Raw genomic sequence first — 13206 nt, 5'->3', positions numbered from 1 at the left:
ATACGTACGACCTGGAACATCGTCCACAGCTGTGGACACGAAGTGACGCACAACCTGTCCAACCGTCCCGCCGACCGGCGCGCCGGATTCGCTCGCTGGCTCGAAGGCCGCGACTGCACCGACTGCTGGAAGGCCGCCCGCGACGCCGACACGGAATCCAAGGAAGCCTGGCTCGCCGCCAAGCGCGCCGAGGAGCAGCAGGCCGCCGCCGAGTGGGCGAAGCAGTTCGACATGCCGCCGCTCGAAGGGCCCGAGAAGGCCCTCGCCTGGGGCGAGCGCTCCCGCCACCAGCTCGTCACCGCCGCGTACAGCGCGCTGGTGAGCGAGGGCACCTGGGACGAGGCCGACTGGGCCGTCCTGGAAGACAAGATCCGCACCGTCGCCCGCGCTGGATGGTGGATCGACCAGAGGGGCGCTGAGGGCTCTGACCTGCCCGAACTCCTGGACGCCGCCGCCTCGGACGACATCGGGACGGAGAACCCGTTCCGGTAGGACGCGGGGCTGTATACCCGACGATCCCCGGTTACCGAAACCGGGGATCGTCCGGATCCTTGTTCCTCCCACCGCCTCCCCGCGTCCCTCGTGGAAGGAACCCAGCCGTGCCCGCATCCCGCCATCCGCATGCCCCCGGTGACATCGTCACCCCCGACCGGGACATCACCCACGCCCACTTCCGGCCCGGTGACCAGGTCGTCATCCTCAAGGGCACCTCCGGCAGCGAACTGTGGGGCGACGCCTACAAGGTCGTCACCCCGTCGTGGCACACCCCGACCGACGAGGACGGCTGGCGCCTGTACGACCCGGCCGGCGGCGAGCGCACGTACATCACTGCGCACCCGCGCTACCTGGTCCACCTCTCCAGCCGCTGCCCGGACTGCCTCATCTACCAGCAGGCGCTGCGTACTTACCTCATCCCGCGCCTGGCCGACGCCGACGAGGACGTCGACTGCGGCTGGTACTCGGTCTCCCGCCTCAACCAGGTGGTGCACGTCGCCGATGCCCGGGGTGGCCAGTGACACAGGCACTCGGCTCGGAGCGCGCCGCAGCACTCACGAGTGCGGCTTCAGCAGCCATCGAGGGGCTCACCGGGAGCGAGTGGCCGACGCTGCTCGCCGAGGCCCTGCGCGAGATGGACGCGACGTGGCAGGAGTCGGCCGAAGTGTGCGCCGACGTCGCCTGGCAGGCCCGCGCCGTCGGCAACAGCGCGCTGGTCGTGCTCACCTCCGAGCACGTCACCGACACCGACCCGGACCCGGTGATCTGGCGGACGTACCGGCACCTCTACCTCAGCACGCTGCGCTACGACTTCCGCTGCCGCAACATCGAGTCACTCATGAACAAGGTGCCGGTGAGCGTGCTGAACGAGGACCCGTACAGCGAAGCCCTGTACGGCTTCGCACGGTTGGGGCAGTCCCGCTCCGACGGCCTCGCCGTCCTGCACCGGGTCCTCGTGGCCGCACCCGGCCACCCCAAGACCCTGCACGTCCTGCTGCACGGCGTATGGCTGGGCACCTTCCTTCCCGGCCGAGCGCCCATGCTGCTCGCCCTGGTGGGGCTGCTCCCCGAGGGCGGGCTGAACGATCCGATCGCGCTGTTCCGCATGGCCTCGGCACGGCGGAGTCTGGGCCAGTACCCCGAGGCCCTCACCGCCATCGACCACGCCCTGGAGCTGCTGCCGCCCGGCGAACTGGCAGTCCACGCCGACCTGGTACGTGAACGCGCCCTGATCACCACGGCGCACGACCTGGCCCTCCTCATCCCCCACCGCCCGGATCCCACCCCATGATCGTCCGTATTGGACCGCGTGACCTCAGCGCCGGCGAGGCGCTCGCCGAAGCCCTAGGCCGCCCGGTCAGCGACCGCGAGGGCCTGACCGACCACACGGTGGTCGCCCACTGGCACAACCTCGCCGTATACACCCCCCTCGACGAAGGGCAGACCTGGACGACCGCCGAGATCGCCGAGCACTTGGACGACCCCAACTGGCGCCACCCAATCCCAGTCAGTCCGCACGGCGACCGCCGCGCCATCTGGCACATGCACGTGCGGCTGCACCCGGACGACCGGGAGCTCACCCGCCCCGAGTGGACTGAGATCGCCCACCGGATCGCCCGCACCGCCGGCATCCAACACCCCGGCGACGACCACAGCTGCCGCTGGATCGCCGTGCAGGCGCAGCCCGGCCGCCTCGATCTGATCGCCAACCTCATCCGCCCCGACGACACCTGGACCGCACAGCCGCACCGGCTGCACGCGCTCCTGTCCGCCGAGAGCCGACGCATCGAGGCAGAGCTGGGCCTCATCTCGCCCCGTACCGGACCGGATCCGCAGCAGCCCGTCCAGCAAGCCCGGTTCGCGGGGCGCCGACTGGAAGTCGGCACCGCCGATGCCGCTTCCCAATTCGGTGTACTGCTGCGGCAGCTCGCCGCCGAACGCACGGGGCCTCTGGCCACCGTCCGCGGCCTCATCGAGCACACGGCCCACCGCCTCGATGACCTGCCGGATGCGTACGGCCCCGACATCGCGCACCAGTTGGAGATGGTGGCCCGCCGCCTGTACGGCATCCAAGCCAGTCTCGAGTCTCTGGCTGCGGCCCTGCCAGCCCCCGCTCAAGCGCCCCTCGCCGGGCCAACACCCCGTGCATCCACGCGGATCGTCGCACCTGGCCCGTCCGGCGCCGGGCTCTCCCGCTGACCCGACTGAAAGAACACCTTCTTGGCCCTTGCCGATCGCTTTCTGACCTTGAGGCGCGATGTCCACTCCGGGGAAGTCCTCGCCCGCGGCGGGGACCCCGAAGCCCACAGCATCCTGGAACGCAGCGGATTCGTCCCCGTCGTCCGCCTCCACGAGACCTATCACCGCCTGCCCGTCGGCCTCGACGAAGCCGAGGAGAAACGCCTCGCCACCCGCGCCGTCGCCCGTCTGCGTGCCGTGAAGTACGGCGTCGACACCGACGACGCCTTCGACACCGAGAGGCGCGAGCCGCACTACCTTCCACTCGGCTCCTCCGTCGCGCACCTGGCCGAACGGATCCGCGACGCCACCAGCAGCGACGAGGTCGCCGACGTCCTGACCGAACTGACGGCCTCCCACGACGGCGTGCTCGTCGCCCTCGGCGAGGTGCTGGCGGCCACCGCCGCCTTCTATCAAGACCTCGGCCAACCGGCAGATCCGCACACCGCGAAGCGGCTGCAGTACCTGGCCGAGCACCGGCTCGGCGTCCTGTGGTCGGACCTCGCGCACATGCGCAACGACCTCGTCGACCGGCACCAGGACCATCCCCAGCGCCGCGCGTGCACCGCCGAGGTCGGACCGGAGGAACGCGAAGCCTCCGCCGTCTGCGCCTGCCCGACGCCTCCGCCGCGCCTGACCACCAGCCCCGTCGCCGTGCCCGCCGCACCCGCACCGGCACACCCGCGACGCTGATCGCGCCCTTCCCTTCCGAGGAGCCCATGCACGACCCCACCCCCGACACCAGCCTCGGCTCGTTCGCCGCCGTCCTCGCCGGCGAGCTGCCGGGCACCTGGACCAGCGCGCACCACCCTGGCCATGGCGGCCTCAACGTCCACCACGTCCTCACCGACGCGGTCTGGGACATGAACGAGGTCGCGGAAGCACTGGCCAAGCACCCCGTGGGCCACTGCGCCGTGCTGCAACGGCACGACGGAACACGCCTGTTCGTCACGGAACAGCCCGGCCACGCGGAGAGATACCTCATCGCCGCACTGGCCCCCGACGACGTACCGTCCGAGGCATTCCGTGGCGTACGCGAGCCGGACGGAATCGCGGTCGAAGCCGACCCGTTCAGCGCCGCCGAGAACATCACCTTCGACCTCCTTCCCCGCTACTACGTCGCGGCCCACCAGGTCTTCAAGAACGCCGAGCACCTCACGCGGGAATCATCCGCTGACGAACGCCTGGTCATGACCTGGTCGGACGGTGCACTCGTGGTCGACCAACCCGGCCGCGCCGACATCACCCAGGTACTCACCGACCACGGCTTCGTTCTCGACACAGCGCGAGCCGCCCTTGTCCTGTCGGGCGACGACACCGCCCGCCAGGCTGCCTCCGTACGAGCCACCGGAGAACGGCTGTCCGCGCTGGGCATCGACACCGTGCTGCGCCATCCGCCGACCCGGCCTGCCCTGGACACCACCCCCGTCACGCCGCCCGCGACCTCGTCCGTGCCGTCCGCGCGACGGCGATAGCCCCGAACCGCACAGGAGTAACCGCACGTGGGAAACCGTGCCGACGACGAAGGCACCGACGTCACGATCTACCGCAAGCCCCTCACCGACACCGTGCACGCCGACACCCCGACCGGCGCGCCCGAGCAGCTACTCGCCCTCCTCGACGACCTCGGCTTCGAGCGCCGGACCCTGCCCACCCCCGGGCCCGTCTACTTCTGGCACGAAGCACCCGCCCACCTCGACGAGGACGCGAAGAAGCAGCTCGCCACCCATGCGGTGCCCTGGCTGCACCAGGCCGGATATGTGGTCCGCATCGACGATGACGTCTGGGACGCCGCCGCCTACACCGACGCCGCAACGGCCATGCGCAACCACAGCGCCCCGGTCCCGCCACACGCCGTGGCCGCCGCGCCCGCGACGGGGCGTCCAGCGGGGGCACACCGACGGTGAGCCTCGCCGACGACTACGACGTCGACGTCACCGTCTACCACCGCGACGGAACGATCTACGTCGATACCCGCGCCGACGCCCCCGAACATCTCCTGGTCCTGCTCGACGACCTCGGCCTCGACCGGCACCAGGTCGAGGGCGACGTCTGGCATCAGATCCCGGACGAGATGGACGAGATCACCATGAAGGCCCTGGCCGACCGGGCCGCGCCGCTGCTGGCCCGTGCCGGATACCGGGTCGACATCGATGCGGGCCTCTTCGGCGGCACTGCCTATCGCGCAGCACTCGCCGAAAAGGCAGCACACCGACCAGCACCGCCACCCACACCACCCGCCGCGCAAGCACGCCGTACGCGCTGACCGACCGCCCCTCGCCGGCCCCGGTCTACCGGGGCCGGCCCCACCCTCGCCAGGAGCCCGCCGTCACTCACAAGCCCGACCGCACACCCCCGCCCATCACCGCCGACCGCAAGCCCCGCCTGGTCACCGCCCTGTTCCGCCACTACCTGCGCGCCGTGAGCGTCGGCAGCTGGGGGCGCAACATCCCGTTGGCGGGCGGACGCCCCGAGGCGGCCCTCGACGAGGCCCGCCGCCGCGACGCCGCCCTCCTCGTGGAGAGCTACCGCATCCGTCCCCACAACTAGCAGCCCCGAACGGCCTGTTCAGGAGGCCCATGCCCGACTCGACTCTCCCCTCCATACAGCTGGCCAACGCCATCACCGCCCAGATCGGCCAGCTCCGCCGTCACCTCGCCCTGGCGCCGCCGGGCGAGGCAGCCCAGATCCTCGCCAACGTCCTGGACTACGACACCGGTCTCCTCGGTGAGGTCACCGCACTCGTCTCCACCGGCTCGCGTTTCGCGAAGGTCAACTCCGAGCGCGGCATCCTGCCGCCCGAGGTCTGGCTAGCGCTGGGCCGCGCCGCCAACGAACTCGACAGCGTGAGCGTCGACCTCACTGAGCACACCGGCGCCATCAAGAAGGTCGCCGCGCCCGCCCTCAGCTCCAGCGGGCCCACCGCCGCGCCGGTCGCATCGGCGATGGTCGTCAGGCGGCGCAGGTGAAGAAGAACAAGCAGTGGTCCGGTTGGGGCCCCACCGGTCAGCAGGCCCAGCAGCACTACCTCGTAGAACCCCGGCACCTCGCCGGCGGCGGAGACCTGCGCTTCGTCACCGAGTACCTGCGCGCCTCGGGCTGGAAGGACAAGTCCAAGACCGGCGGTCCCGTCGTGTTCGACAGCCCCGACAAGTCCGTGCGCATCGGCTACGACCCGTTCACCCAGCCCGGCGGCTGGACGATCAGCGGGAAGCAGACCAGGACGGAGGAGGCGTGGCACGCCACTCTCGGCCGGCCGGTCCCCGTCGAGATCGTGGCCGGAATGACCGACGCGCTGACCCGGCCGCGCTCCGCCCACGCCCCCAACGTGTGGGCGCCGCTGGAGGCACAGGGCTGGGAAACCGAGCGCGGACAGCACTTCACCGCCCGCAGTCCGGACGGCGACGCCGTCGTCCGCTTCCACCAGTCCGCCCCCGGACAGGCGCACTGGTGGGCCGGCGCCCGCAACGAGCACGGGACGGTATGGGAGGCGACGTTCACGCCGACCACGCCGATGCATTTGGTGCAGGCGTTCAGCACCGCGCTCGCCGACCCGCAGCCGGTGATGCGGCCCCTCGGCCACGTCCCGCCCTCGCAGAGAATCCGCACGACCTCGGTGTCCGTGCTGCCCTCGCAACTCGGCGCATGGCAGCAGGCCCGGATCACCGCGGCCCGCGCCGCCACTTGGGCCAGCAACACCTTCGCCAGCAACCGGGCACGTCCTCAAGGTCCCGGGGCCCGCCCGTATGCCAAGGCCGGGCGGATGCGGTGAGCCACGAGCGCTTCTACTCCAAGGTCAACGGTCCCACCCTGCATCGCGTCAACGCCGTCCGCTGGCTGGACGAGGTAACCCCGCGCCATCTGGCCGGCGGGGGCGACCCCCGACATGTGACCGAGTATCTGCTCGCGTCCGGCTGGAGCAACCACTCGGTCCCGGGCTATCCGCATGTCCTGCTGGAGAGCCCCGACCGACGGTTGCACCTCACACTGGAACCCGAAGAGGACGAGTTCATGTCCTCCTGGCGCGTCCGCCCGGCCCAGGGCCACGCGTGGTCGGCCCAGTTCGGCATCCACACCCCGGTGGAGATCATCGCGGGCTTCACCGACGTTCCGCACAGCACGGGGCCACGACCCGAAGAGGCAGAACTGTGGCGCCTCGCGGCCAGCCGCGGGTGGACCATGCGGCTGGCCGGCAGGGAGCGGGCCGCGCTGTCCCCGGACGAGACCGCCTACCTGTCCCGCGAGTCCTCGCTCGCTGAAACACCCATCCATCGCTGGGCAGTTCAGGTCTCCGTACTGCTCTCCGAGAAGCGGCATCGGTGGATCTGGAATGCCTCCATCGACGAAGCCGCTCCGCCCGCAGCCCTCACCGGGTTCATCGACGCGCTCACCGATCCCGCCCCGCTGCTCCGCTGGGAGGGGCAGGAACCGCGGCACGCCTTCGGCTTCCTCGACTCACGCCGCAGCCCCGTCACACCGGAACAACACCGCCTGCAGCATCTGCGGCGCCTCGAAACCGTTCAGCGCACCGGCACCTCCTCGCCCGCGCCGCCACCGCCCGGACCAGGTCGCCGCAAGAGACACCGCTGACTCCGGAGCTTGTACGCCCCGTCCGTACGCCCACGCCGGAGCACGCGTCCTCCGCCGACCGCCTCGCCTCAGCCCGGCGCCCCATCGAAAGTGCATCACCTTGACGCAGTCCCAAGACCTCACGCCCGGTGGCGTTGAGCCCCTCACCGCCGAACTCCTGCGCCTCTGCCGGCAGCTGGACAGAGCCGAACGCCCCGAGGATCTCGCCAACATCCTCACTCCGATCGTCGATCGGAGTCACGGTGCGCTCCACCTCATCGCCCAGATCTTCGACGTGATCGCAACCACCTGTGCCGACTTCGCTCTCCAAGACCCCTACGCCAACGATCTGCAGGACCTCTGCTGCGACGCGTACAGCGAGCTGGCCTCCCACAGAGATCGCTTCAACGGACTCGACGAACAGTTCCGCACCTTCTCCCCGGACGTCACACGCATACCCAGGGGACAGCGCCCAGTCCGGCCATGGTGAGCGCGGCCCCGTCCCTTCCATCCAAGGAGAAAATTGCCCACCCCCTCCGCCCCCAGCGCCGACGACGTCGCACAGGCGACCGCCACACTGGCCCAGGTCCAGAACTACCTGCACACCAATCCGTCCGCCGCCGACGTGCTGCCGCTGCTCGCCATCCTCCTCGACGAGGACACCGGCGTCCCCATCCTGCTCGGCGACATCCTTCGCAACGCCGCACGCCTCATCGCCCAGGAGGCGAAGGCGGACAGCGACGAGATCCATCTGATCGTCGCCGGGCTTCGGGTTGCCGCCCAGGAGGCCACCGACCTGCACGTCCTGCACTGGGACGTACATCGCCTGAACGGCTACGCGCCTGAGCCCGCCGGCCCCTCGGCGCCGTGACACGTCCCTATATCGCCAGCGCAGCCGACGATCCCTGGTCGCGGATCTGGTGCGACACCACGCCCCGCCACCTCGCCGGAGCCGGTGACCCGCGCCACGTCACCCAGGCATTGCGGGCCGGCGGGTGGAAGAACTTCGGCGACCCCGACTTCCCCCACGTTGTACTGGGCAGCCCCGACTACCGGCACACGCTCGTGTTGGAGCCGACCCCGGACGCGTACGGCTCCTGGTGGCGGATCTCGTCGCAGCGCTGGTACGCGTCCTTCGGCGGCAACACACCCGTGGAAATCATCGCCGGATTCACCGACGCGCTCCTACGTTCCCCGCCCGAGGCCGAGCCGGATATCTGGCCGGCGTTGCAGGCAGCGGCTGGACGTACGAGTGCGACGAACGGGGCAACGAGCGGGCCCACCATCCGGGCCGCATCACCACCATGGAGCGGTCGGCGACGCTGACCAGCGACTACTTCAGCTGGAAGGCCGAAGTCGCGCTGCCCACCGGCCTCGGCGGCCACCACCGGCTATGGCACGCGTACTTCGACGACCGCACCCCGCGCCACCTGATCGCCGGATTCGTCACCGCCCTCGTCGACCCCGCGCCCGTCTCCCGCGGCCACTACGACGTTCCGCACTCCCACCTCGTCACGCAGGTGGAACGCGGCGCCCAGGGCGAACAGCTCGCCGCCGCCCACGAAGCTCGGCTGAAGGCCAGCCGGTCCGCCGCCCGCCAGGCCCGCCGAAGCGCCGCACCCCCCACCCCGCCCGCCATCACAACTGCCCGCCCAAAGGCCCTCTTTGACCATCTCACTCGAACCCGGCAGCCTGTCCCACCGGCTCTATCTGAGCCAGCTCGCCATCTATCTGCGGCACAGCCGGCAGATCCTCGCCGACTGGGACCGCTACTCCGACCGGCACTCCGACCCCGAGACGTTCCAGCCCCACGATGAGGATGCCTATGGTCGGCGTCAGCAGAAACGCGACGCCGACACCCTGTCCGCGTTCGGCCGGGTGTACTACCACGCCGACGAACTCGTGGACGTCGCTCAGCGGCAGCTCGACCTGCTGTCGTCTTCCGACCGGACCCGCCGTTACGCATGGCAGGTCCGCGAACTTCGGGATGCCACGCAGCGCCTCTACGCGTTTCACGACGAGTGGAGTGCGGTACGCGCCGCGCTGCCCGCGAGCGCGCGGCCCCGTACGAAGGCGTACGAGGAACCGCTCGCCGAGAGCTACGCGGAAGCCTGGTCCTACCTCGACCAGTGGGCGATCCACGGCCAGGTGCTCTTCGCCGTCAATGCGCTGGCGCAGAGGCACTCGACGGCATCCGCGCGGACCCTGTCGACGGCGGTGCCCGTACACACGGCCACCGCCACACCGTCCATGGGCCGACGGTGACGGGCGCGAGCGAGGCCGTCGAGCAGGCGTTCATCGCCCCGCGCTACCTCGCGGGCATCGGCGATCCCGGCTGGATCACCCAGCCCCTGCACCGGGTCTCCGGTTGGAGCTACGGACATGACCCGCTCATCCCTCGCGTCCTGCTCACCAGCCCGGACCAACTCACGCAACTGCGTCTGGCCCCCGGCGATCCGGATGATCCGGACTGGTGGACCATCCGGCAGGCGCGAACCGCGGATCATCCCGCCTGGGCGGCCACCTTCCAGGCCCGCACTCCCGTCGAGATCATCGCCGCCTTCACCGACGCGCTCACCGACCCATCCGGTGCGCCCACCGCGTCGCCCGACCCCTTCACGACGTTGCAGGACGCGGGATGGGAACCGCCCCGGCACTTCGGCGGGCTCGCAGCCCCCGACGGCATCACGCGCATCGAGCGGCTCGGCAACCCAGGCAGCGACCTGTGGCACATCGAGACGGCCGTCATCCGAGACCCGACGATCTGGCGAGCCGTGTTCACCGGCACCACGCCCCTGCACCTGATCGCCGCCGTGACACGGGCGCTCGCCGACCCCGCGCCCCTCATGCGCGACCCTCGCCGCATCCCGGGTTGGGCCCGCGACCGCATGACCGTGCACACCCACCACATCCCCGCGACCGACGTCGCGTTCGCCCTGGAGCGACGCATCAGCGCCCTCACCGAGCGACACCACCACGTGGCCAACGTTGCCCCCACACCGCCCGGACCGGCGCGAGGCCGCACGCGCTGACCAGTCCGCCGCGGCCGGCCCCCTCCTTCCCCGTACTTGGAACAGCCCTTGCCCCAGCCCAACTCCACGTCCAACGACGGCTACGACATAGCCTTCAAGGTCCTCCTCGGCGCCATCGCCGTCGCCGTGCCCCTGTCCAACCTCGCCTGGCTCGGCGGCAATCTCACCGCCTGGACCACCACCTCCAACACCGCTCCCTACCAGCCGGTTCAGGCCCTGCTGCACCCCGACGAGCTGTGGCCCAACCTGAGCGAAACGTCCCTCCTGCTCGGCACACGCATCCTGCCCGGCGCCGTACTCGTCGCGCTCGGCATCACCGCCGCAATGCTCTACAAGCGGTACCGAGGCGGCGGCAGCGGGCGTAAGAAGCGCGTCGCCGGCATGGCCAAGCAGAAGGACATCGAGCCGCTGATGGCGAAGGCCATCACCGACAAGGCGCGCTCGCTACGCCCAAGTCTGAAAGACGCCAAGCACATCGCCGCCGCCGACACCGGCGTCCTCCTCGGCAATCTCCAGGGCACCAAGCATGAGGTGCGCATGGGGTACGAGGATGTCGCCGTCGCGATCATGGCGCCCCGAAGCGGCAAGACGACCAGCTTGGCGATCCCCTCGATCCTCAACGCGCCCGGTCCTGTCCTTCTCACCTCCAACAAGGCCGCCGGCGACGCCTACACCGCAACCCTTGATGCGAGGGCCGCCGTCGGCCGGACCTGGTCGATGGACCCGCAGCAGATCGCCCACGCCGAACGGGCCATGTGGTGGAACCCCTTGGCCGACGCCAAGACCCTCGACGGAGCAGGACGGTTGGCCGGGCACTTCCTCGCCGCGAGCGTGGACGCGTCCCAGCAGGGCGACTTCTGGTCGAAGGCCGGCAGCAACATCCTGAGCCAGCTCTTCCTGGCCGCCGCGCTCGACGAGCGGCCGATCACCGACGTCATGGCCTGGCTCGCCTTCCCCGCCGACCGCACGCCGCTCGACATCCTGCGCGACCACAAGTTCGCCGCGGTCGCCGCCCAGCTCAAGGGCACCGTGGAAGGCCCGCCGGAAACCCGCGACGGCATCTACGAGACGGCCCGCCAGTACGCCGCCGCCCTGTTGAACTCGGAGATCGCCGCTTGGGTGACACCCCAAAAGGACGTGCCCGAGTTCCGGCCGTCCGCGTTCGTCACCTCGACGGACACGCTCTACCTGTTGTCGAAGGACGGCGGAGGAGGAGCCTCGGCCCTCATCGCCGCGTGCGCGGACTCCGTGATGCGATCCGCGACCGCCCAGGCCGAGCGTGCCGGCGGACGCCTGGACCCGCCGATGCTCGCGATCCTCGACGAGGCCGCCAACGTCTGCAAGATCAGCGACCTTCCGGACCTGTACTCCCACCTGGGCTCTCGAGGCATCATCCCGATCACCATTCTGCAGAGCTACAGGCAGGGCCAGAAAGTGTGGGGCGACGCGGGCATGGACGCCATGTGGTCCGCGTCCACCATCAAGGTCATCGGCTCGGGTATCGACGACCCCGACTTCGCTGACAAGCTCTCTCGCCTGATCGGCGACCACGACGTCGAGACGACCTCCACCTCGACGTCGGAGTCCGGGAAGTCCACCTCGGTGTCCATGCGGCAGGAACGCATCCTGGCCGCCGACGCCATCCGCGCGCTGCCCAAGGGGACGGCGCTCGCGTTCGCCACCGGCATGCGCGCGGCCATGCTCGATCTTCGTCCCTGGTATCTCGAGCCCGGCGCCGCCGAACTGTCCGCCGCCTCCGCCCGCGCCTCCAAGGGCATCACCGCCCGCGCCATCGCTAAGACCACCCCGAAGCAGAGCGACTTCGGCCCTGCCGCCTAAGCACTCCCGAGGCCAACAGCCGTACCCCACCCGACGGGAGGCAAGTCCCATCCGCCCCTGCCCGACCGCACGGCGGCGCTCATGACCGAGCCGTCCACCGAATCCCTGCTCTTCGACGTGCCGCCACCGCCCACGCCCGTCGAACGGCTGCTCCACCTGGCCGACCAGTACACCCAGTACAACGACGCGCTCGACCTCCTCCTCGTCGCCACCGACCCTCCCGCACCGGATGCCCACGCCTCCTCCGCGCAGCGTCTGGCCACCGACACCCAGTCCGCCATCAAGGCGATCCACGGCGAACGGCTCTATGAGAGCGTCGAGTTGACCGAAACGGTCGTGCGACTGAGGCAGCTCGCCTTCCTTGCCGACGCCTCAGTGGACCTCAACGTCGCAACCGCTCGCGAGCTGACCGCGCTGGCCCCGGAAGCCGCCGTCGGCTGCGCCCTGACGCTGGCCCGCGAGACCCGGCGGCGCCGCTGGGCCACCGCAACGGCCCCCGACGACCGGCTGACCGCCACGCACCGCACGGCCCTGGCCGAGATCGCTTGCGGACACGTCGTGGCCAGCAGCTCTCTGGGCCGCGAATTCACCCGCTCCCGCGAGCCCAAGGTGCTGATGAGCACCCTGCGCGCCCTGGAGACGAAGGGCCTGGCCGAGAGAATCGCCCGCTCGGCGCGCGCCGCTTACGTCGGCGGCCCGCCCCTGGACCGCGTGCGCCTCACCTCACCCGGCATCACCGCCCTCGCCTCGGTCATCGACGCGCCTCCAGCCGGGCCGCGCACCGCGCCCGCAACCACGCCCCGCCCGCTGCCCTCCGCCGCGCAGGCAGCCGCCACCCGAAACCGTTGAACCAGCACAGGGGCCATCCCATCCCCACGCCCCGGACCAGCAGCGCGCCGTGCTGGCCCAGCCCGCCGAGCAGCTGCGCAACGCCGCCGAGATCCTCGAATGGGCGCCCAGCAACGCCCTCTGGCGTCAACTGCCCGCACCCCCTTGGGAATGGCTGCGTACAGCCACGGACGCCGCCCGCGAC

Annotated in this window: 20 protein-coding genes; all 20 read left to right on the top strand. The window is 70.7% G+C overall.

The annotated features are described in order from the left end of the window. The first annotated feature begins 42 nt into the window (after positions 1–42). The gene (locus ACN6LB_RS08970; RefSeq protein WP_445025392.1) at positions 43–492 is read left to right on the top strand and encodes a hypothetical protein; all 450 of its coding nucleotides are present in this window, start codon (positions 43–45) and stop codon (positions 490–492) included. Positions 493–599: 107 nt separating this feature from the next. Then, positions 600–1016, top strand: a complete 417-nt coding sequence (locus tag ACN6LB_RS08965) for a hypothetical protein (RefSeq protein WP_445025316.1) — start codon at positions 600–602, stop codon at positions 1014–1016. Continuing rightward, positions 1013–1786 (top strand): hypothetical protein, encoded by a 774-nt coding sequence (locus tag ACN6LB_RS08960; RefSeq protein ID WP_445025315.1) that lies wholly within the window; start codon positions 1013–1015, stop codon positions 1784–1786. Before ACN6LB_RS08965 ends, ACN6LB_RS08960 begins: the two co-directional genes overlap by 4 nt. Further along, positions 1783–2694 (top strand): hypothetical protein, encoded by a 912-nt coding sequence (locus tag ACN6LB_RS08955; RefSeq protein ID WP_445025314.1) that lies wholly within the window; start codon positions 1783–1785, stop codon positions 2692–2694. The genes ACN6LB_RS08960 and ACN6LB_RS08955 overlap by 4 nt, the downstream gene beginning before the upstream one ends. 21 nt (positions 2695–2715) lie before the next feature. Continuing rightward, the gene (locus ACN6LB_RS08950) at positions 2716–3426 is read left to right on the top strand and encodes a hypothetical protein (protein WP_445025313.1); all 711 of its coding nucleotides are present in this window, start codon (positions 2716–2718) and stop codon (positions 3424–3426) included. Between the two features lie 26 nt (positions 3427–3452). After that, positions 3453–4208, top strand: a complete 756-nt coding sequence (locus ACN6LB_RS08945) for a hypothetical protein (RefSeq protein WP_445025312.1) — start codon at positions 3453–3455, stop codon at positions 4206–4208. Positions 4209–4235: 27 nt separating this feature from the next. Then, the gene (locus ACN6LB_RS08940) at positions 4236–4640 is read left to right on the top strand and encodes a hypothetical protein (protein WP_445025311.1); all 405 of its coding nucleotides are present in this window, start codon (positions 4236–4238) and stop codon (positions 4638–4640) included. Beyond that, complete coding sequence (locus ACN6LB_RS08935; RefSeq protein WP_445025310.1) at positions 4637–4999, top strand: hypothetical protein; 363 nt, start codon at positions 4637–4639, stop codon at positions 4997–4999. The genes ACN6LB_RS08940 and ACN6LB_RS08935 overlap by 4 nt, the downstream gene beginning before the upstream one ends. Positions 5000–5154: 155 nt before the next feature. After that, complete coding sequence (locus ACN6LB_RS08930) at positions 5155–5283, top strand: hypothetical protein (RefSeq protein ID WP_445025309.1); 129 nt, start codon at positions 5155–5157, stop codon at positions 5281–5283. A gap of 29 nt (positions 5284–5312) precedes the next feature. Then, positions 5313–5702 carry a hypothetical protein gene (locus ACN6LB_RS08925; RefSeq protein ID WP_445025308.1) on the top strand — a complete coding sequence of 130 codons (390 nt, stop codon included), beginning with the start codon at positions 5313–5315 and terminating at the stop codon, positions 5700–5702. Continuing rightward, positions 5699–6505 carry a DUF317 domain-containing protein gene (locus ACN6LB_RS08920; protein ID WP_445025307.1) on the top strand — a complete coding sequence of 269 codons (807 nt, stop codon included), beginning with the start codon at positions 5699–5701 and terminating at the stop codon, positions 6503–6505. Before ACN6LB_RS08925 ends, ACN6LB_RS08920 begins: the two co-directional genes overlap by 4 nt. Beyond that, entirely contained in the window at positions 6502–7323 is an 822-nt protein-coding gene (locus tag ACN6LB_RS08915) for a DUF317 domain-containing protein (RefSeq protein WP_445025306.1), read from the top strand. Before ACN6LB_RS08920 ends, ACN6LB_RS08915 begins: the two co-directional genes overlap by 4 nt. A gap of 100 nt (positions 7324–7423) precedes the next feature. Beyond that, the gene (locus ACN6LB_RS08910) at positions 7424–7792 is read left to right on the top strand and encodes a hypothetical protein (protein ID WP_445025305.1); all 369 of its coding nucleotides are present in this window, start codon (positions 7424–7426) and stop codon (positions 7790–7792) included. A gap of 33 nt (positions 7793–7825) precedes the next feature. Further along, positions 7826–8173, top strand: a complete 348-nt coding sequence (locus ACN6LB_RS08905; protein ID WP_445025304.1) for a hypothetical protein — start codon at positions 7826–7828, stop codon at positions 8171–8173. Beyond that, positions 8170–8628, top strand: a complete 459-nt coding sequence (locus ACN6LB_RS08900) for a DUF317 domain-containing protein (protein WP_445025303.1) — start codon at positions 8170–8172, stop codon at positions 8626–8628. Before ACN6LB_RS08905 ends, ACN6LB_RS08900 begins: the two co-directional genes overlap by 4 nt. Continuing rightward, positions 8607–9119 carry a DUF317 domain-containing protein gene (locus ACN6LB_RS08895; protein WP_445025302.1) on the top strand — a complete coding sequence of 171 codons (513 nt, stop codon included), beginning with the start codon at positions 8607–8609 and terminating at the stop codon, positions 9117–9119. Before ACN6LB_RS08900 ends, ACN6LB_RS08895 begins: the two co-directional genes overlap by 22 nt. Next, positions 9013–9567, top strand: coding sequence for a hypothetical protein (locus ACN6LB_RS08890; protein WP_445025391.1), 555 nt, complete (start codon positions 9013–9015; stop codon positions 9565–9567). The genes ACN6LB_RS08895 and ACN6LB_RS08890 overlap by 107 nt, the downstream gene beginning before the upstream one ends. Beyond that, positions 9564–10334, top strand: coding sequence for a DUF317 domain-containing protein (locus ACN6LB_RS08885; RefSeq protein WP_445025301.1), 771 nt, complete (start codon positions 9564–9566; stop codon positions 10332–10334). The genes ACN6LB_RS08890 and ACN6LB_RS08885 overlap by 4 nt, the downstream gene beginning before the upstream one ends. Before the next feature lie 48 nt (positions 10335–10382). Beyond that, the gene (locus ACN6LB_RS08880; protein ID WP_445025300.1) at positions 10383–12173 is read left to right on the top strand and encodes a TraM recognition domain-containing protein; all 1791 of its coding nucleotides are present in this window, start codon (positions 10383–10385) and stop codon (positions 12171–12173) included. Positions 12174–12254: 81 nt separating this feature from the next. Next, positions 12255–13022 (top strand): hypothetical protein, encoded by a 768-nt coding sequence (locus tag ACN6LB_RS08875; RefSeq protein ID WP_445025299.1) that lies wholly within the window; start codon positions 12255–12257, stop codon positions 13020–13022. The last annotated feature ends 184 nt before the right edge of the window (positions 13023–13206 follow it).

The sequence above is a fragment of the Streptomyces sp. SAS_270 genome (genome assembly GCF_052543295.1).
This window is presented reverse-complemented; position numbering and strand designations above follow the sequence as displayed.